The sequence below is a fragment of the Pedobacter lusitanus genome, from assembly GCF_040026395.1.
Taxonomy (GTDB): Bacteria; Bacteroidota; Bacteroidia; order Sphingobacteriales; family Sphingobacteriaceae; genus Pedobacter; species Pedobacter lusitanus.
The window spans coordinates 511,315-531,957 of the sequence record NZ_CP157278.1; the positions used below are offsets into that span (position 1 = coordinate 511,315).

A 20,643-nucleotide genomic window follows, 5' to 3' on the forward strand; every position below is an offset into this window, starting at 1 on the left:
TAAATTCTATTCTATATCCAATTCAAGCCTGGAAGATTGTATCTGGATAATCTTTTTTTCTGTTTCTGTTTTAGCCAGTGAAAATGCTTTGTTGAAATTATCTTTTGCTCTTTGTATATTGATATCTTTATACAACTCCCCTAGCAGCATATAATAATAATGATTATCAGTTAAATTAAGTTTTTCTGTAGCAGTAATCCCTGCTTCATTACCATTGACTTTTGAGATTACATAAGCTCTGTTAAGTGCAGCGGCCGGAGAGTATTCTATAATCAGTAACTGATTATAGAAATGCAGTACATTTTCCCATTTCTCCTGAGTTTCGGTTTTAATCGTTTGCCAATAGGCAATACCGGCTTCTAAATGATATTTTGTGATTTCATTTCCCCTGGAGGCCTGATTCAGAAAATATACCCCTTTACTAATCAGTTCGTCGTTCCAGAGTTCCTCATTCTGATCCTGATATAAAATTATGGCTCCGTTACTGTCTTTTCTGGCTTCAAATCTTGAGGAGTGAAAACACATTAAAGCAAGCAGTGCATTGACTGCAGGTAGATTGGTTTGCTCATTTGCTATAAGCATATAAGTCAGTCGCATAGCTTCCAGGCAAAAATCTTCACGTAAAATAGCATCCTGACTTTCTGAATAATAACCTTCGTTAAAGAGTAAGTATAATGTTGTCAGGACAGTAGTTAAACGTCTGTTGATCTCTGCTCCGGCAGGAAATTCAATCTTTACTTTTTCTGTGCGCAATTTCTCTTTTGCCCGGAAAAGACGTTTATTGATAGTTTCTTTAGCTGTCAGAAATGCATTGGCTATTTCATCAATCCCAAATCCACATAAAATACGAAGAGCCAGACCAATCTGTGCTTCTGCTGAAATTGCCGGATGACAGATAGCAAATAACATTTGCAGCTGGCTGTCATTGATATGCTGGTCTGACCATTCGGTTTCCAGTTCTTCATTAACTTCATTGACAGAGTTTCCGATTTGGATAGCAACTTTATCCGTAAAGAGCTGCTGACGGGTCAGGTAATTTCTGGCTTTATTTTTTGCTACTTTATAAAGCCATCCTACCGGATTTTCAGGAATACCTTTAAACGGCCAGCTCTCTGCTGCTAATAAAAAGGTTTCACTGGCTATATCCTCTGCGATTTCCAGATGAGCAATACCAAAAATTTTACTGAGTACAGCAGTTATTTTCCGGAATTCAGATCTGAACAAATGGGGTATCAACTCTTGTTCTTTCATGGCATGATATGCTGATAATGGCTCCTGGGAATGTACAGGAGCCATTATTAATTAATGAAACCCATCTGCTCTGGCAATCTTTCTTACCTCTACTGTATTTCCTTCTCCCTGTAGTACCGGGCAGTTTTTAGCGAACTCAACAGCTTCATCGACAGAGTCAGCCTTCACAATTACATATCCGCCAATGGTTTCCTTAATATCACCAAAAGGTCCATTGGTCACAACTCCCTGGTGTCCTACTACCCTGCTGTCCTCAAATGATAAGCCATTCCCCTGGTTGACCAGTTTGTTTTGAGCAGCTATGCCACCCAGCCAATCCATCGTTTGTTTCATCCAGATTTGCATTTGCTCAGGTGAAGCTATTTTACTACCATCTTCATGTCTGAAAATTAAAACGAATTCTTTCATCTTGTTTAAAATTAAATTGTTGATTTATATCTCCATAACAAGTGGATTTGCCGGAATTGGACATCAGCTTAAAAATTATTTCTTTAATGAAATATAAAACACACTTCCTTCGCCCTTTTTACTACTTACCCAGATTTTTATTCCCATCATCAATGACATCTCATATGATATACTCAGTGCCAGACCAGCTCCTCTGTTTTTTGTGTTTTCCAGGTCTCCGGAATCAACCTTAAACAGCCGGTCAACTTTCTCCTGACTCATACCTGGCCCCTGATCTTTAATTACAATCACTATTTCCTGAGCTGTCAGATAAGAGGAAATATGAATCACCCCATGCTGTGGAGAAAATTTAGTTGCATTGTTCAGAATATTACGGATAATAAAAAGCAGCATCTGTTTATGTGCAAATACTTTTGTCCGGGCAGGTATATCAAATATAATCGAGATACTCTTTTTTGCCTGTGCTATTTTAAAGAAAGAATTCGCTTCAAAAATCAGATCCTGAAGGACCAGGTCTGACCCTTTGTATTGAAACTCACTATTCTGAGATTTAATCCACTCCAGTAATCCATCCATAAAAGACAGACTATTTTGAGAAGTCTCATTCAGCTCACTCATTACATCAAATTTCTCCTGCTCAGTTAACAGGTCAACATCAGTATTAAAAACACTGGAAAGCATAACAATGTTACTGAAAGGTTGTCTGATATCATGGGCAATTACAGAAATCAGCATCAGATTGAAATGATTGGTTTGCTGTAATTCTGCATTTTGCTTTAGTGCGTTTTCATGAAGTTTATATTGTACCTCCCCATACTTTTTTTTTATTCTCAGTGAACGATAAATAAAGAATAAAAGAGCTATGGTTAGAACGAACAATATATAAATAGTATGATCTTTAATTGAACGAAGACCGGCTTCAAGCGGATGAATCTGGCTGGTCATGGAAAAACAGCTGCTGCTGGCAAACAGTAAAATAGCGGCTAAACAGGAACGGATAAGGTATTTATTCATAAAACAAAAAATGGATACACGATTTAAAATAGGTTAGGTTAAGCTAACAATATTTCAACAAACACGCGCTACATAAATGTTCTAAAAACTCAACGTCACCAAGATATTATAAATCCTGTGTAATTCTTGAAAGATAGAATGTAGTTCCTTCGCCGATGGTGCTTGTTGCCCAGATTTTCACGCCCATCATTAATGCCATTTCATAAGATATATTCAATGCCAGACCAGCTCCCTTATCTTTCGTATTTTCCCAGTCAGTAGAATTTGCCTTAAACAATTTATCCAGTTTCTCCTGGCTCATACCAGGTCCCTGATCTTTAATCGCAATCACAGTTTTCTGATCTTCTAAATGTGTAGAAATCGTTATCACGCCATTTACAGGGGAATATTTGGTTGCATTGTTCAGAATATTTCTAATAATGAAGAGCAACATTTGCCGGTGAACCAATATTTCGGTTTGTTCTGGTATAGCCAAGACCATTTTTAAACCTTTTTTTGCCTGGGCTATTTTAAAGAAAGCATTGGCTTCCGGAATCAGATCATTCAGGATTATTTTTGAAGGCTGATATTTGAATCCATTTTTCTGAGACTTAATCCACTCCAGCAAACCATCCATAAATGAAAGACTTTTTTGAGATGTTTCACTGAGTTCTGCCATCACATCCATTTTTTCATGTTCGGTCAGCAAATCAATATCTGTATTGAAAATGCTGGAAAGCATAACTATATTATTGAATGGTTGTCTGATATCATGGGCAATTACAGAAATCAGCATGGTATTAAAATGATTGGTTTGCTGTAACTCAGTATTTTGCTTTAAAGCAGTTTCGTGCAGTTCACGCTGCACTTCTCCATATAGCTTTTTAACCTTTAATGAGCGATAAAATAAAAACAAGAGCGCAATACTCAGTGCAAACAGACAACCTAATAAGGAAATTAATTTAAGATTTGAGTTCTCCTTAATTTTAAGCTCTTCGTTTTCATTTTCATTCAACGCGAAGTTCATATAATTATATCCCGATTTATTGGTCGCTTTACTGATCATATCCCGCTTAGCTAATAAAAGCCCCATATAATAATAGGCTTTATCCATCTGGTTCTGCGTTTTGTAATAATCATATAACCTTTCTGCAAACTGGATATAAAGATCCGGATAACTATATTTTCTTGAGCTTTCCAGTCCTTTTTTATAAAAGTCAATGCCTCTTTCCGGGTTTTCTAAATCCAGAAAAGTATCTCCCAGCCCCATATAAAACAAAACCTTTGTATTTTGAAGTCCTAAACTATCTGCTTTAGCCAGGCCTCTCACTTGTATCGCTATTCCACGTTGTTTTTCTCCGGAATTATAAAGCTTTATGCCACTCAACTGTTCATAAGATAAAAGGACTCTTTGATCGTGGTATTTTTCTGCAATTGCTTTTCCTTCTTTAAATAACTGCTCACGTCTGGACTCACTAAGATGCTGATCTATGTACATCAGATTGGTAATCAGTAATGAACGAATAGAATCGTGTTCCAGCGTCTTACTTTTTTCATAAGCCAGGTAAATATATTTAATGGCTTCTTTCTCCTCCTTATCCACATTCATCATCAAACCGATATTCATCAGCACCTGGCAGACATTTTCCTGATCATTGATTGATCTGTATAGGCGTAATGCATCATTAAAGTACTTTGCAGAAAGATAATTATTAACAGCAACATTATAAATCCCTTCACAGTTTGAAGCGTCTGCTATGCCTTTACTATAATCATGTCTGATAGCTATTGCTTTGGCTTTAGCAGCATAATACTGGCAGGAATCCCGGTAATTCATATGTGATAGCATGGCTATCCGGTTCAGCACATCTACATATTTAATACTATCTTTAATGGAGCCCAGACTTGATTCTAGTTGGTTAATTTCACTTGTCTGGGAAAAAAGATGGTTGGAATTCAGTAATAAAACGGTAAGAAAACAAATAGAAACGAAACATTTAGACATAAGATATACAGCGGATTGCTCAATTAAAAACCCATTGTTCAACGGGATTAACAAATATCCGGCCATGTTTAAATTTAACGTTTTGGTATCGTGATATTAATGATTTGCTTTAATGTTTTTATTGGACAGTTCAAACGTTTGCATAATTCTTTTATCGCTTGTTTCAGCTTTTTAATCTTGTGTATTGACTCCAATATAATTATGAATGGAAGTTTTTAAATGCAGTCTAGTGCTGATCAAACAGTTTTTGCAAAATCTGGTGGTATGACCTCATTTTGTGTATCTGCCGACCCTACCCGGGTACCGGTCTTTTTAGTCAGTACAATAAATGCCATACCCATTTCAGTCATTAATCCGTTTTGCATGAGTAGAGCTGCACTATGTCAGCAGGGAAAATGAAATTACAGTACCACTCCTTCCTGTATTGGGATTTTATTCCGCTGGATAAAAGCATGAAAAACAGGATTAAAATCAATCAGCTGATGCTGACAATCTTTATCGACAGACATGTTAATGCTGTTTAAGCGATTATTTTCCTGAAAAGTGAACCGGAATGATGGTTGCTGTATTTTCACAAAAACAATGGCACTGGCGGGATAATTACGGATCATTTTTTTGCTTTCTATACTGGTTATGGTTAAGCGGTCTGTAAACAAACTTAAAATACCGTAATGCGCAAATTTCCTGATAAATACCCAGGCCATGATAATCCAGGGAATGGCCAGTACAATCATCAGGGGAATCATAGAAATCTGTGTGAGTCTGATTCCTAAGAAAGCTTCCAGCTGTGCCTGATATTCAAAACAAACTATCAGGCAGGCAACAAAGCCAATAAATAATAATACTCCGGCAAATAATGCTTTTCCCATTGGCATAGGCAATCTCATTCTTATCGTTGCATCTGGTTTTTCCATGAGGATTCTGGATTGAAGAAATTATATAAATATGGAGCTGTACGGCTGTTTTTTACCTGAGCAATCTTTAATGGCGGCCCTGACGCGACTACTGCTCCTCCATTTTCGCCAGCTCCGGGACCAATATCTATTACCCAGTCACTTTTGGCTATTACATGCATATCATGCTCTACAACAATGACTGTATTACCCTGGTCAACCAATTTATCGAGCTGGATCATTAACTTTTCGACATCTGAAGGGTGCAGCCCGGTAGTTGGCTCATCAAGGATGTAAAGTGTATTGCCATGTTGAACACGCTGAAGTTCTGTCGCCAGTTTAATTCTTTGGGCTTCACCACCCGAAAGCTCCGTGGCCGGTTGTCCCAGCCTCAAATATCCCAGACCAACCTGACGGACTACATCCAGCGCCCTGAATACCTGGGGTTCAGCAGCAAAAAACTCACTGGCTGCATCCACAGTCATCGCTAATACTTCGGCAATGTTTTTGTCTTTGTATTTTATTTCCAATGTTTTACTATTATATCTTGTCCCGTTACAGGTTGGACAGGGGCTATATACACTTGGAAGAAATAAGAGCTCTACCATGACAAACCCCTCTCCCTCACAATGCGGACAACGACCTTTAGCTACATTAAAAGAAAAACGTCCGGAATCATAACGACGGCTTCTGGCCATCTCAGTTGCTGCGAAAAGCTTTCTTACGTGGTCAAACAGACCTGTATAAGTTGCCAGATTAGAACGTGGTGTTCTGCCTATTGGTTTCTGGTCTACCTGAACAAGTCTTTTAATGGCCTGCATCCCTTCAGTAATCCGACCATCTTTAGTAATCACTTTTGTAGTTTCAAGTGTCTCTGCTTCATCATCCGAAACCGGATCTGCTTCCTGACCCAGCTGACTGGCCACGAGCTGAACCAGCGCCTGACTAACCAGGCTGCTTTTTCCTGAACCTGAAATACCTGTTACACTGGTAAACACCCCAAGAGGAAAAGAAACGGCTAAATTACTGAGGTTATTTCTGGTTAAATTTTCTAAACGCAGCCATCCCTGTGGTGTTCTTGTTTGGCGATGTCCGGTTTGGTGATTTCCAAAAATATAATTTTTAGTCAGTGAGTTTTCTATTTTGCGTAATCCTTCCGGTGGACCACTGTATAATACATATCCTCCTTTTTCTCCTGCAAAAGGACCTACATCTACAATCCAGTCTGCGTGGCGGATGACATCAACTTCATGTTCAACAACAAAGAGTGAATTCCCTGAAGCTTTTAATTTGTCAAGCGCTCTGAGTAAAGCTTCTGTATCAGCCGGATGTAGTCCTGCAGAAGGTTCATCCAATACATAAACCACACCAAAAAGATTAGAACGAACCTGTGTGGCCAGCCGCAATCGCTGAAGTTCCCCTGGTGAAAGTGTTGGTGTACTTCTTTCTAAATTGAGATAACCCAGTCCAAGATCAAGCATTACTTCAATACGGGCCAGCAGATCCTGCGCAATCCGCCGGGTAACGATCACTTTTTCCGGATGTTCCTTCTCTGATCTGGTTAGGTGTATTTGTGTTTCATCTGCATAAATACTGAAAATTTCACTCAGTTTTGACAGTGTAACTCTTGATAAATCAGCGATATCCAAACCGGCAAATGTGACTGCAAGTGATTCTTTGCGTAATCGTTTGCCATGACACACCGGACACTCACCACTAAGCATATATTTGGACACCCTCTTTTTCATGAGCTGGCTCTGGGTATTGGCAAAAGTATGGAGCACGTATTTCCTGGCACCTGTAAAAGTTCCCATATAGCTGGGTTCTGTTTTATTTTTCAGTGCTTCTTTAACCTGCTGCGGACTAAAACCCGCATAGACAGGCGCCACTGGTTTTTCTTCTGTAAAAAGTATCCAGTCCCGGTCTTTTTGCGGAATATCCCGCCACGGAATATCAACATCGTACCCCAATGTAGTTAGTATATCCCTGAAATTCTGACCCAGCCAGGCTGTAGGCCAGGCAGCAATAGCACGCTCTCTGATAGTCAGCGAGTCATCAGGAACCATTGATTTTTCCGTTACCTCGTATACTCTGCCCAAGCCATGACATTCAGGACAGGCACCTTCAGGTGTATTGGGAGAAAAAGCTTCTGCATAAATTATTGGCTGACCATCCGGATAATCACCTGCTCTGGAATACAGCATTCTGATTAAATTAGATAAAGTAGTCACACTGCCAACGGATGATCTGGTTGTACCTGATCCGCGTTGCTGCTGTAAGGCAATAGCCGGCGGTAAACCTTCTATTTCATCTACTTCGGGAATTGCCATCTGATTAAATAGTCTTCTGGCATATGGAGAAACAGATTCGAGATATCTGCGCTGTGCCTCGGCGTAAAGCGTACCAAAAGCCAGTGAAGATTTACCTGAACCGGAAACACCTGTGAATACAACCATTGCATCACGGGGTATTTCCAGATCTATGTTTTTAAGATTATGTTCACGGGCTCCATGAACTTTAACGAAGCCCGTAAATTTCTGTCCTTCTTGATTTATCATTCTATAATTTAATACAAACGCAAAGATTGCATTTTCATCACCATAAATTTGTTTTTAATGATGATGATAGTTTCATAGAATAACAGTTAAACAAATGAATTGATTTAATTAACTACCCGATGTACTGCTTTTTTTAACATCACTATTATCAATACCACGCTGATTCTTTTTAATAGCGTCCTTTAATTTTCCAAAACGCCAGTTCAGACTTACGTTAAAGGCACGGTTATAATTCTGTGAACGGTAATTCTGTGTGAAATTGGCCCCCTGTGTAGAGTTGGTGTAGTATCTGAATTTTGAAAACACATTGTTTATACCTGCAGAGAAGGTTAATTTATCTTTGATGATTTCTTTACTGCCGCTAAATGATGAAAAGAAATAAGAACTGGTTTTACCCTGTAACTGAACTTCAGCTGCATTGTAAGTAAAACTTGCATTGGCTTTCCATCCATGTTCAAATTTATATCCGGTATTCACATATACATAACCACTAAGTCCATCATTTTTAGCCATATGACCATCTATAGCTCCCTGAATCCATAAATAGCCTACATTACCACTTAATGAAACATTCCATTCCGGAGTTAAGGGATAATTGATGTTCAGATTGGTAGTCAGAGCTCTATCTTTACCTATATTATAGAAGGTAGAACGTGTAATCTGATCTGTTTCATTATAAACAGAGACATTCTGAATGGTATTATTAGCAAACCTGTAACTCAAACCGACATTGACCGATCCTTTTTTAAATTTGCTGTAACTCAGTTCGAAATTATTACTCAGGACAGCTTTTAGATCAGGATTACCTGTCGTTTCAAAACCAGGGTTAGAACGATCTACAAAAGGATTCAGATTATCAATCCCGGGTCTTTCGATCCTTTGGGTATAACCAAAATTCAGACTGCTCATATCCTTGAATTTACGGTTAACAGATACTGTAGGTATCAGATTAAAATAATTTGTATTCACATTTGAACCTGTACTGATAAAATCTGCCTTTACAAAGGTCGCTTCAGCACGGATACCAGCTTTAAAGCCCCAGCTTTTCAGGTTATAGGCATAGGAGTTATAAGCTCCAATCACGTCCTGATTGTTATTGAATTTATTGGTACGCGCAGGGTCTGTCTGGAATTCTCCGGTTATATCGTTAAAGCTCTCATATTCAAAATTACTTTTGTTAGTTCTTAATATTCCCTTTACCCCACCCTCAATAGTAATTTTCGCTAAAGGATGAACATAATCCAACTGTAAAGTTTGTTCTTTGGTCCGACTGTCATTTTTTTGATTATAATCGGGGTCAGTAAAATTTAATCTGTCAATAAAACTCAGGTGATTCTCCATAGGATTGCCTGAGTTCCCGTTTTTATAAGAGAAAGTCAGTAAACGATCCTTATGACCTTTAAAACCCAGCTGATAATTTAAAGTAGCATCAAAACCATTCCATCCGAAGCGATTTCTTGCCAGCTGATTGTAGCCAATCTCTTTGGTCCCGTCAAACTGACTGGTCAGCTGTCTTGTATAGGACTTATTATATCCTCCGTAGGGATTTAATTCAACTGTCAATAAATTCAGGGTATCAATTTCATAGCTTAGCTCTACACCACCATAGCGGTAATTATTATCAAATTTGCGGAACCCAGTTCTTAACAAGCTGGTCGGCAGGTCTCCGCTGGTAGTCCTGGAAGTTGTAGATTCCGTTTCCGGTGAGCTGTAAAAACCAGTTCCTCCGTAGCCTGTTATACCCAGTTTGCCTTGTTTTACAGTGACATGCCCTCCTATCCCAGGTCCACCCACCGGTCCCTGATAACGCAGATTTATACCTCCATTGTAACCATTGTCTATTTTTTTAGAAGTGATAATATTGATTATACCAGATAAACCCTCACTATCATATTTTGCAGGTGGAGTCGTAATTACTTCTATTTTCAATATAGAAGAAGCCGGCATACTGCGTAAAACATCTTTAGGGCTTCTGGCTACCATGGTTGAAGGTTTGCCATTAATCAATATTTTATAGTTACCGCTTCCTTTTAGTTTGATATTATCATCAGCATCCAGTGATAATAAGGGTACTTTACGCATCATATCCAGAACTGTCAGACCTTTGCTTTCGGGATCGGCCTGTATATCATAGCTGATGCGGTCAACTTCCTGCTTAATTAAAGGGCGATCTGCTGTGACTGATACTTCCTTTAGATTATTGGACTGAGAAACCATCAGAATATTACCCAGATCGGCAGGCCCGTTTGCAGGGTTAAGTATGACTGGGATATTTTTAGCATTATATCCGATTGCTATTGCAGTTACAGTATATCTGCCAGGAGCAATTTTGTCAAAAATGAAACTGCCTGTGCTGTTTACTACAACCGTTTTAATTACAGTGTTTTCCCTTTTGAGGGCTATAGTCATAAAATCTATTGGCTTGCTGGTAGCAGAATCTATTACCGACCCTTTAATGGTACCTGTTGCTGACTGTGCAACGGCAGATAAATTAAAAAAAACGGAGAGGCAGAATAAATAAATCGTTGTGATATAGTTCTTGGTCATTTGGTTTACGGGTTGGTCATTTTGTTGATAAGACGTATGAGTATTTTAAATGTTGCAGCAGTTTTGTAATAAACTTGTTTCCTGATAAAATTTATCCATATATGGAATCATGTATTGCATGATAAAATAAAAAGAGTCCTTAATGGTCATTAAATAATAATTTAACAGATAATATATGTTTGCTAAAATGTTTAATTTATTTTCATAGTGTAAATAAAACGCAATTACTGAAGGCCATTAGAGCCGCTATTCCATAAAAAGAAAGAAATTATATTTAACAATAAATACATCAATAAATCAATTATTAATATAATATTAAATTAAATAGCAAAATATTGTAAAATAATGTATTATATTGTATCTACATTCTACCTGCTCTTATCCTTTTTTTTCTGACGAACTGATTTACGGGCCGTTTCCTTTTTTAAAAACCAAATATTATCGACCTACCCTATGAACAAAAAAATGTCTTTTTTAGGCTGTGCGCTATGCTGTATAGTCTTGTTTTCCTGTAAAAAGGATCACAATCCTGCCGGAGCCATGGTGGAACCAACGATTGTTCGTGCCAACGAATCAGTAAGTGTCTGGGTAACTACTTCTGATAAGAGTAAGTTATTGCAGTCACAGTCAAATGTTACTTTCGCACCAGATGCCGGAACTAATGCAACAACAATAAATATCGACGAGAGTACTGCCTACCAGGGAATTGATGGTTTTGGATTCACGTTAACAGGTGCAAGTGCATCCCTGATTAACAGTCTGGGTGCCGGACAGAAAAACACTTTACTTCAGGAGCTATTTGCTACAACCGGAACAAACATTGGTATCAGTTATTTAAGAATCTCAATTGGTGCATCCGATCTGAGTGCCCAGCCTTTTACTTATAATGAGATGCCGGCTGGCCAGACCGATAATAACCTGAATAATTTTAGTATCAGCAGGGAAATGACTGATCTTGTTCCTGTATTAAAAAGTATTCTTGCAATTAATCCAAACATTAAAATCCTGGGTTCTCCCTGGACTGCACCTTTATGGATGAAATCAAACGGAGCTTATGTTGGGGGTAGTCTGAAAACCGATTACTATGATGCTTATGCAAGATATTTAGTGAAATATATCCAGGCTATGCGCGATCAGGGAATTACTATTGACGCCATCACCCCACAAAATGAACCTTTAAATCCATACAATAACCCAAGTATGGTTATGCAGGCATCAGAACAGGCAAATTTCATTAAGAATAATCTGGGCCCCCAATTCAGTGCCAATCAGATTAAGACAAAAATTATAGCCTATGATCACAATACGGATCGTACAGATTTTCCGCTTGCAGTGTTGAGCGATGCTGGTGCAAGGGCTTATGTAGATGGTTCAGCTTTTCATTTATACAGTGGAAATATTAGTGCACTGAGTGATGTTCGTAATGCTTACCCTGACAAGAATATCTATTTCACTGAACAATGGGTTGGCGGCCCGAGTAATTTTGGTGGTGATTTGCAATGGCATGTCAATACCCTGATTATAGGCGCTACAAGAAACTGGAGCCGCAATGTACTGGAATGGAATCTTGCTGCAGATCAGAATTATGGTCCGCACACTCAGGGAGGATGCAGTACCTGTGAAGGAGCATTAACAGTCAACGGAAGTAATGTTTCCAGAAATGTTTCTTATTACATCATTGCCCATGCTTCAAAATTTGTAAGACCTGGTGCAGTAAGGATAGCCTCAAATATTTCTGGCAGTATACAAAATGTAGCCTTTAAAAATGCAGATGGCACTAAAGTACTGATAGCCTCCAACAGTGGTTCCTCTGCCAGTACTTTTAAAGTTAAATGGGGAACGCAGGCTTTCACTTATAATTTACCGGCAGGTGCTGTAGCTACGTTCAAGTGGTCGGGATCTGCTACAGGGAATCCAAATACAGCCCCTATCGGCCAGATAATAAGCTTAAAAGGCTTTAATAACCAGTATGTAAGCAGTGAGAACGGAACTAAACCTATGTGGTGTAACCGCGCAACACCTGGTGACTGGGAGAAATTTACAATTGTAGACGCAGGTGGAGGTAAAATTGCCCTAATGGCAATGAATAAATATGTATCCTCAGAAAATGGCGCTGCTGCAATTACCTGCAGCAGGACAACTATCAGTGACTGGGAGAAATTTGACTGGGTTGTAAATTCAGATGGAAAGATCTCTTTCCGGGGGAATAATGGACTATATATATCATCAGAGAATGGTGCAAATGAAATGACCTGTACCAGAACCAGTATCTCGGGATGGGAAGCCTTCAGTATAAATTAATCAAATCCTAACAATAACCAAATCTAATCACCTATGAAAACAATTAATCTAATGATGTGTCTGCTTGCAGGCACCCAAATTTTAGCTTCCTGCAAAAAGGATGTTAATCCTTCTGCAAATAGTAACGCAGACACTGCACCCCGCGCAGTCAGCTATCAGCTAATCTGGGCTGATGAGTTTGACGGAAATGCTGTAAACACCGCAAACTGGAGTTTTGAAACAGGCGGTGGCGGATGGGGAAATAACGAAAAAGAATATTATCAGCCGGAAAACGCGAGTGTATCCGGAGGAAATCTGATTATTACGGCGAAAAAACAGAGTGTCGGCGGCTTGCCTTACACTTCTGCAAGAATGATTACAAGGGGAAAAAGAGAATACACTTATGGAAGATTTGAAGCCCGGATTAAATTACCTCAGGGACAGGGACAATGGCCTGCTTTCTGGATGCTGGGTGCCAACATTGGCACTGTAGGGTGGCCTAAATGCGGAGAAATTGACATTATGGAGAATGTGAATACTTCAACAGAAATACTGGGTACCATGCACTGGTTTGATCAGGCTTATGCTTTTTATGGCGGGCATACCAATACGAATCCTACAGATTACCATGTTTACAGGGTTGACTGGACTCCAACTGGCATTACCTGGTATGTTGATAATGTACAATATCACGTGGGCAATATCACAAACAGTATAAATGGTACCGATGAATTTCACCGCCCGTTTTTCCTGCTGCTTAATCTGGCTATAGGCGGAAATCTTCCCGGACAAACTATAGATGAGAGTAAATTACCAGCAAAAATGTTTGTTGATTACGTAAGAGTTTATAAAATAACCGGTTCATAATTCTATAGCCAAAAACAATGGGCCTGAAACTTTATCTCTTTCTTCTCCTGTTTCCAGTTGCATTTTCAGCAAGTTCACAGTCAACCGGTATATACATTGAAAAACCAGTTGAATATAACAAAGGTACGCTGCAAACAGAGGTTTATGGTGATTATAGTACTGATGATTTCCGCTGGTCTATTGCGGGTAACAGTATGGGACAAAATCCTAATATATTATCGGAAGTAAAATGGAAAAATATAAAAGGCCCGGGTATGGGACTGGATATTCGCTGGAATATCTGGTCCCCTATCTTTTTGAAAGGGAGCTATCACCGTACTTTTATCAAAAGCGGTCTGGTCTCTGATACCGACTATGCTGCCGACAATCGTCAGGAGCCTGGTTATCAGGCTAGTTTAAATAGCAATGAAGGTTTTATTTATACTTATGTGCTGGCTACCGGCTATGAATTTACAATTAACCCTATTTTAAAAATTAGTCCCTATGCAGGATATCTGAAGAATTCTGCACAGTTACACCTTAAGGATTTTGAGGGAGAAACTGACCCGGCTATTAAAACATTAAATAGTGTTTACCAAGCCAGATGGACTGGTCTGACGATTGGTGCAGAAGCAAATATTTTACTCAGCAGGCAGTTTTCGGTTAAAGGGATCATTGATTACAGACAAATGAAATACAGGGCAATTGCCGACTGGAATCTGATAGATGCATTTGCGCATCCTGTTAGTTTTAAACACACCGCTAATGGTTATGGAGCAGCAGCACAGTTGCAAGTGAATTTCCGCTTCAGCCCTCTTATTTCTACTTTTATCCGCGGGAATTATAGCTATGCCAATACCGGTAAAGGTACGGATGATCTGTTTTTAGCAGATGGCAGACAATTACAGTCTCAATTTAATGAAGCTGTTAGTCATACTGGCGGAATAGGCATAGGCGTAGGTCTTGCGCTTTAAAACAATAAAATGTGTTAATTTAGGAGCAGAATTCTAAATTTATGACGCAACATTCTCTGCAACTCCTTTATGGTAATATAGATATTTACCTTTTTGACCAGTTATTGAAAGGCCGTTATGATCATTGTCGTAAAGTAATAGACGTAGGTTGTGGCGGAGGCCGTAATCTGGTCTATTTTCTGAATAACGGCTTTGAAGTCTATGGAGTCGATCCAGACCCGGCCGCCATAAATACCGTTAGATTTTTATCAGAAAGTCTCGCTCCTGATAATCCATTAATGAATTTCAGTGTTACAGCTGCAGAAGATATGTCTTTTGACGCAGGCTATTTTGATCTGGTAATCTGCAGTGCTGTACTGCATTTTGCTAAAAATGAGATGCATTTTAAGGAAATGCTTATGAAAGCCTGGGAAGTTCTTAAACCAGGTGGCTATTTTTTTGCCAGGCTGGCTTCGGATATCGGACTGGAAGACCGTGTTGTTCATTTAGGTAATGGCAAGTATCTCCTGCCAGATGGTACAACCCGTTTTTTAGTCAGCGAAGAAATGCTGTTAGCTTATACTGCAGAAATTAATGGTTATTTGTATGAGCCAATCAAAACTACAAATGTCCAGAATCTGCGCTGCATGACTACCTGGTGTCTGCAAAAATTGTAAAATAAAAGGCCCTGCTGCAATAAGCAACAGGGCCTTTTAACATAGGATTTAATCTATTTTACATCACCTTTAACCTTGTTTATAGTACGTTGTCCAGGTAAATATATCTGGAAACCGAATGATAAACTCAGATTATTCTGGTAACCTTTATTTCCAAATCCGGCTACTGCGTTGTATTTGAATAAAGTTTCCAGACCGATGTTTGGCGTAATAAAATATGCAAAACCAGGACCAAAGCTGAAAGCCAGACCATTGGTATTACCACCACCTCTGCTTGTATTGGTACCACCAAAACCCAGTGTAGCCTCACCAAATAAACGGCCATGTTTAAGCACTTCAGTGTCTTTTCCTGTATAGTAACGGCCTAAAGCACCCAGACCATAAGTTGTTGTTGTTGCCGCATCCTTAGCAGTCTTCAATCCTAAATTTGCGTAACCACCTAAAGCGATGTTATCTTCAATAAACCAGGCAGCCTTTGGAGTCAGATCAACACTGAACACTTTAGAACCGCTCAGTCCTAAATCCAATCCGGCCAGATTACCCCCTACCATGACGTTTCCTTTTTGAATTTGTGCATTTGCCGAAAGACCAACTCCTAAGATTGCAGTTAGCAGACATAAAGTAAATTTTTTCATAAGATGTTATGTTTTTAATAATGTTAAAAATAATCAGGTTATTCTTGCCTGAATACCCTAAAAACCCAATGATTGAGTAAATGTTTTATTTTTTTGTTTTTTTTTAACAATTGTTCATTACGCAAACGCAAAACATGCTGTCCGAAAATCCATTCGTAACTTCAGGTTTAATCTGTATATTATTTCTGTCAGGAATTAATCTATATTCTTTGTTATACTCAAATAATAGAAATTAAAGATTTTTAAGGAATATGATAAATTATAATATTTTCCCTTTTGTTATTATACATTCCTGTTTTTAGCTATAAATTTTCTTCATACAGCCAATAATTCACTTTTAAATCTCATCTGAAATTAATTTCAGGAAATGTTTTAGTTATGCTAATAGGTTTTGTCATCAAAACACAATCCCGGGTTATAAAACTTGTTTATAACCCTTCAAATAAGTGGAGAAAATTATTTCTGAATAGTTTAATTAGTATGTATTTTTCCCTAACTTGATGCTGACTACTAACTACTTACTCTATGAAATTTTTCAAGCTTTCTCATAATGCCAAAGGCAAGTCAGGGAAAATCGTTGCTGTAACCTACAGTCTGAAAAAGTCTGCAAATGTAACTTTCCTGGAGAATGGATTCAATATTGGCTATACCAATATTGATCTGCTAAAAGACCAGGATAGCAACCCCGATAACTTCTCTACCAAGGGCACGCAGAAATACCTGTGCCTGCAGGAAGATGATGGGTTGCAGGTCACGCTTTATGCAGGAGGTATGACAGGTGATTTCTGGACGCTTGATATCCAGGTTGATGGTGTTGCATTAGCTGCTAATCCAATTAAAGTATATACTGATAACAAAGGCAATCTGGATTATAATAAACTTATTAAATAATGCTATGAAAACGGCTTCTTTTATATTCCTGTTCAGCTTTATCCTTTTAAATGTAGCTAAAGCACAAATAGTTGCTGAGGACTCTAAGGGAGAATCTTCAATTATTACAAAAAATTCGAATGTCTCATTTAGTCTGAATGATGCTGCTTTATCTGCTTCATGGAATAATTTCAGAAAACTCGCTGTTGAAAAACCGGTACAGTTAGTATGGGGTTTATCTGCCAGCGGAAATAACAGAGAAGGTATAGCTGATCTTTTTAATGGTGGTAAACTCACTCCCCAATCCAAAGTAGGTGTTTTTATAGGATTCAGAAAAAGTTATCAGACTACTGTACTTGAACTTTTAAAACGTATTAAAGAAATAGAAGATGCAAATCCGGATAAAAATGAAGCAGCTGTTAATGCAATCAGAGAATTAAACAAACAAATTGCAGCTAACCGGAGCACAAGACATACCCAATCTTTAACTGCTTATGTGAATGGCGGGCTTAATGCAGATAATTTCAAATTGTATAAGGAAGATAATGCCACTTCCCTATCCAAACGGTTCGAAAAGGTTAACTTTCGTGGCGGTTTTGTTGACATAGGTTTGAATTATGAGTATGCTCCACGCTGGATATTTGGAGTTTCGCTGGGTTATGAGCGTTATAATAATCTGGATTCACTGGGATATACCAGTTATACCTTAACCAATACAACTACTGTTAATAATTCACAATTAGCAACAGAGTCCAAAATCAGTGCTTATCAGGGAGCATATATGGCCTATAACCGGGTTAATATTAAAACAGATGCCCTATACTTTGGCCGTATAAGTGAAGATTATCGCCTGGTCTGGAATACTTTATATACCCGTATAATTTTACCACTGCAGCAGCAACAGATTAACAAGGTTTTTCTGGCCGGGACGGCTGTGAATTTTTATAAAAGCGAGGGCAAATTTGCGGGCGGACTTTACCTGCAGTCTAATGATGTCTTTAACAGTCTTCATAGTACTGACAAGTTTCATGAGCGGCTTTCGTTTGGTATTGCAGCCAAATATACATTCAGCTCTATTGTGTCCAGGGACTTTGCCAAATAAAACTTGTATTCACCATTTAATCAGCTGATATCATGCAGGATCTACATTCATCAGGTATTCCGGGTGATTTTTTCACCACCGCCAGTCTGGGAACTCTGGCCGGGGCCACAGGCGCAGTCTATATCATTTGCAGTACCATTCAGAAAGTTTTCAATTTTAATCCAAAATGGCTTGCCCTATTGGTTTCGGTATTAATATCATTTGCGGCTGCCCTGTTTACACAGCCCATTGAAAATGATATTTCCAGATATTTTATCGCACTGCTAAACGGTTTTCTGATTTATGCTACAGCAACAGGAACGAATCAGGTATTCGGAACAAAACCTGATACCCAAACTACCACTGCAGCCTTCAGACAAACTATTAAATCAAAGAGACGCTTCAGTACCACCTGGTGGTAATATAATCCCATTCACCTAATTTTAAATCCTCTTCCTTATGAAAAAGAACAGCTCTGCTTCGAAAAACTACATCCTGCTCCCTGTATTCCGTACAAATATCAGTAAGCAGGATAGCCCAAATGTGGCCCGTTTTCTGGCCATGCTGAGTAATTCTGTTGAGCAATCCGCTACAGTCAGTCTTGCCAGCAGAAATATGCATCAGAAAGCGAGTGATGATATTCCGGTAGTTGTACTGGATTCCATTGAAACCGAAGGTGCAAAATTAATCAGGATTAATGCTGATGAACTGGCTAATTTCCGTTTCTCCTATCCCGGATTAAGGATCATCAAAGAAAAGTTTTATAATCCGGCGGTCTGCTCACCCAAAAGAATACAGCTTCAGGTTGAACAGGCTGAAATAAAAACCTCGGTGACAGTAACTGTTAAAGGTGAGAAAGATAAAGCCTTAGCGGGCATCACTGTCGTTATTTTTACCAATTTTGCGGCCAGCAAAGGAGCTTCAGGAGTTACAGACAGCAAAGGAAATATTGCTTTAAATCTCGATCGTAATACTGCCGAACGTATTTATGTCTATGCGGATCATAGTTATTGGGGATATTTTAAGAAAGATGTACAGCTGAGTGCCAGTCTGGAGATCAAACTGGAACCGATAGCTCTTGATTTTAAAGATAGCTTAAGATATTTTTATGATACAGCTAAACTGCCTAAAATTACACAGAAAGTTCGTGTTGGCATTATTGATACCGGCGTCGGACCTCATGACGATCTCAAAGTTACCGGAGGAAAAAATCTGGTCAGAGGAGAAAATGAAGCCGATTATCAGGATAATGGTGAAGGTCACGGAACCCATGTAGGTGGTATTATAGGTGCTTATGGCAAACTCAATGGTGTAGCCGCCGGTGTAGAGATTATGAGTTACCGTGTATTCCCTAAAGGTAGCGGTGCATCGAACTTTGATATCATGAAAGCGATCAATGAAGCGATAACAGACCAGTGCGATCTGATCAATATGAGTCTTGGAGAAGCACAGACCGACGAAGGAATCACCAGTTACATTAAAGAAGCTTATAATGCAGGAATTGTTTGTTTCGCAGCAAATGGTAATGATAACCGGAGTCCGGTAAGTTTCCCTGCAAATGACAGTCTTTCCATAGCAGTTTCGGCTATGGGCAGATTAAATACATTTCCTCCTGATAGTGTAGAATCTGGTTCAGTACAGGAACCATATGGTACAGATAAAGATAATTTTATAGCCGACTTTTCCAATATTGGTCCGGAAACCGATCTGACAGCCCCTGGTGTAGGCATTATTTCTACCTATCCGGATAACCTTTATGCGATTATGGACGGAACAAGTATGGCATGTCCGGCAGCAACAGGTATGGCAGCGAGAATACTGGCTGGTAATCCGGATCTCCTTAATTTACCCAGAAATCAGACCAGAGCTGATGAGATGGTTAAATACCTGTCAGTGAATATAAAATCTATGGGTTTTGGAAATCTTTATGAAGGTAAAGGTATGTTACAGCCTCCGGCCTCAAAATAAGTAACAAAGGATCATATTTACCAGTTGTTGATATGATCCTTTGTCTATTTATTCTAATGAGAAAATTCGTCAGTTCTTCTGATGAAATTACCCATTTCACGGGCAAGTCCCTGTGTCAGCAAAGTCGTTCCGCTCCAAATTAAATTCTGCTCCTGAGTTTCTTTAAGGAGACATCCAACTAATTTTCCGTTTTTAAAAACCTGGTAAAGAGGAACAACTGCCGTTGCTGAGTTAATCGTGAAGGTTACTCTCGTTTCATTCACATTAGCTATATAAGTGTACTTTTGCATGATACTAAAGTATTTCTTAGTAATCAGTACATCAATAGGTATAAATAACGGTTTTCATTTACGTACTTATCCGTCATTCTGGTGAAAATACGCAGATGGTCAATTATCACATAAAAAATTTGGTTTGAGATTTAATCAAAATATTGATTAAATTTATCAAAAGCTTTATACAGGGCCGGAAAATCGATAGTTTTAAAAAACAAATGTTATACCTCAAAGATGAACTTCATTCTAAAGTATCAAGGGACTGACGAGCCGGACCTTGAAAAGGTATGTGCAATTCTGGACACTTATCATGTTCAGATAGTGGATAATAGTTTGTGGCCAGAGACTGCGTTGATAAATCTGGAGATCTCCGATCTGGGGACTCTGCAGGATGCACTTAATG

At 38.7% G+C, this 20,643-nt stretch carries 18 protein-coding genes; 8 read left to right on the top strand and 10 right to left on the bottom strand.

All coding sequences use genetic code 11. The features are described 5' to 3' along the window. Positions 1–6 precede the first annotated feature (6 nt). The 8 genes from PL_RS02330 to PL_RS02365 form a co-directional block, all read right to left on the bottom strand. The gene (locus tag PL_RS02330) at positions 7–1,296 is read right to left on the bottom strand and encodes an RNA polymerase sigma factor (protein WP_235324477.1); all 1,290 of its coding nucleotides are present in this window, start codon (positions 1,294–1,296) and stop codon (positions 7–9) included. Positions 1,297–1,302: 6 nt separating this feature from the next. Further along, positions 1,303–1,659, bottom strand: a complete 357-nt coding sequence (locus PL_RS02335; RefSeq protein ID WP_041880248.1) for a YciI family protein — start codon at positions 1,657–1,659, stop codon at positions 1,303–1,305. Positions 1,660–1,734: 75 nt separating this feature from the next. Then, positions 1,735–2,673 carry a sensor histidine kinase gene (locus PL_RS02340; RefSeq protein WP_041880246.1) on the bottom strand — a complete coding sequence of 313 codons (939 nt, stop codon included), beginning with the start codon at positions 2,671–2,673 and terminating at the stop codon, positions 1,735–1,737. A gap of 106 nt (positions 2,674–2,779) precedes the next feature. Beyond that, on the bottom strand, positions 2,780–4,657 hold the full coding sequence (locus tag PL_RS02345; protein WP_160292082.1) for a sensor histidine kinase: 1,878 nt from the start codon (positions 4,655–4,657) through the stop codon (positions 2,780–2,782). A gap of 236 nt (positions 4,658–4,893) precedes the next feature. After that, positions 4,894–5,022: a hypothetical protein gene (locus PL_RS02350; protein WP_262496932.1), complete on the bottom strand. Its 129-nt coding sequence runs from the start codon at positions 5,020–5,022 to the stop codon at positions 4,894–4,896. Positions 5,023–5,058: 36 nt separating this feature from the next. Further along, positions 5,059–5,571, bottom strand: coding sequence for a hypothetical protein (locus tag PL_RS02355; protein ID WP_041880244.1), 513 nt, complete (start codon positions 5,569–5,571; stop codon positions 5,059–5,061). Then, positions 5,547–8,108 (bottom strand): excinuclease ABC subunit UvrA, encoded by a 2,562-nt coding sequence (gene uvrA / locus PL_RS02360; protein ID WP_052496155.1) that lies wholly within the window; start codon positions 8,106–8,108, stop codon positions 5,547–5,549. Before uvrA ends, PL_RS02355 begins: the two co-directional genes overlap by 25 nt. 108 nt (positions 8,109–8,216) lie before the next feature. Beyond that, on the bottom strand, positions 8,217–10,655 hold the full coding sequence (locus tag PL_RS02365; protein WP_052496154.1) for an outer membrane beta-barrel family protein: 2,439 nt from the start codon (positions 10,653–10,655) through the stop codon (positions 8,217–8,219). A gap of 453 nt (positions 10,656–11,108) precedes the next feature. Here PL_RS02365 and PL_RS02370 point away from each other — a divergent pair, with 453 nt between their 5' ends. Genes PL_RS02370 through PL_RS02385 form a run of 4 tightly spaced genes read left to right on the top strand, consistent with a single transcriptional unit; the run spans position 11,109 to position 15,411 of the window. Then, positions 11,109–12,956, top strand: a complete 1,848-nt coding sequence (locus PL_RS02370) for a glycoside hydrolase family 30 beta sandwich domain-containing protein (RefSeq protein ID WP_052496153.1) — start codon at positions 11,109–11,111, stop codon at positions 12,954–12,956. Positions 12,957–12,989: 33 nt separating this feature from the next. After that, entirely contained in the window at positions 12,990–13,802 is an 813-nt protein-coding gene (locus tag PL_RS02375) for a glycoside hydrolase family 16 protein (protein ID WP_087149066.1), read from the top strand. Between the two features lie 17 nt (positions 13,803–13,819). Next, complete coding sequence (locus tag PL_RS02380) at positions 13,820–14,755, top strand: hypothetical protein (protein WP_041880242.1); 936 nt, start codon at positions 13,820–13,822, stop codon at positions 14,753–14,755. Positions 14,756–14,796: 41 nt separating this feature from the next. Continuing rightward, positions 14,797–15,411, top strand: coding sequence for a class I SAM-dependent methyltransferase (locus PL_RS02385; protein WP_041880240.1), 615 nt, complete (start codon positions 14,797–14,799; stop codon positions 15,409–15,411). Between the two features lie 53 nt (positions 15,412–15,464). Here the strand turns inward: PL_RS02385 and PL_RS02390 are convergent, their stop codons facing one another. Further along, positions 15,465–16,046 (bottom strand): hypothetical protein, encoded by a 582-nt coding sequence (locus PL_RS02390; RefSeq protein ID WP_041880238.1) that lies wholly within the window; start codon positions 16,044–16,046, stop codon positions 15,465–15,467. A 525-nt stretch (positions 16,047–16,571) separates the two neighbouring features. Here PL_RS02390 and PL_RS02395 point away from each other — a divergent pair. From PL_RS02395 to PL_RS02410, 4 genes are read left to right on the top strand one after another with little or no spacing between them, the layout of a single operon-like run. Next, positions 16,572–16,937 (top strand): hypothetical protein, encoded by a 366-nt coding sequence (locus PL_RS02395; RefSeq protein WP_041880236.1) that lies wholly within the window; start codon positions 16,572–16,574, stop codon positions 16,935–16,937. A gap of 4 nt (positions 16,938–16,941) precedes the next feature. Next, a complete protein-coding gene (locus PL_RS02400) occupies positions 16,942–18,018 on the top strand; it encodes a hypothetical protein (RefSeq protein WP_041880234.1) in 1,077 nt (358 codons plus the stop codon). 32 nt (positions 18,019–18,050) lie between these two features. Further along, entirely contained in the window at positions 18,051–18,419 is a 369-nt protein-coding gene (locus tag PL_RS02405; RefSeq protein WP_041880232.1) for a hypothetical protein, read from the top strand. Positions 18,420–18,456: 37 nt separating this feature from the next. Further along, positions 18,457–19,965, top strand: coding sequence for a S8 family serine peptidase (locus PL_RS02410; protein ID WP_348620910.1), 1,509 nt, complete (start codon positions 18,457–18,459; stop codon positions 19,963–19,965). A gap of 53 nt (positions 19,966–20,018) precedes the next feature. On the opposite strand, the gene PL_RS02415 is transcribed toward PL_RS02410, so the two are convergent. Beyond that, positions 20,019–20,255 (bottom strand): hypothetical protein, encoded by a 237-nt coding sequence (locus tag PL_RS02415; protein ID WP_041880228.1) that lies wholly within the window; start codon positions 20,253–20,255, stop codon positions 20,019–20,021. Positions 20,256–20,643 lie beyond the last annotated feature (388 nt).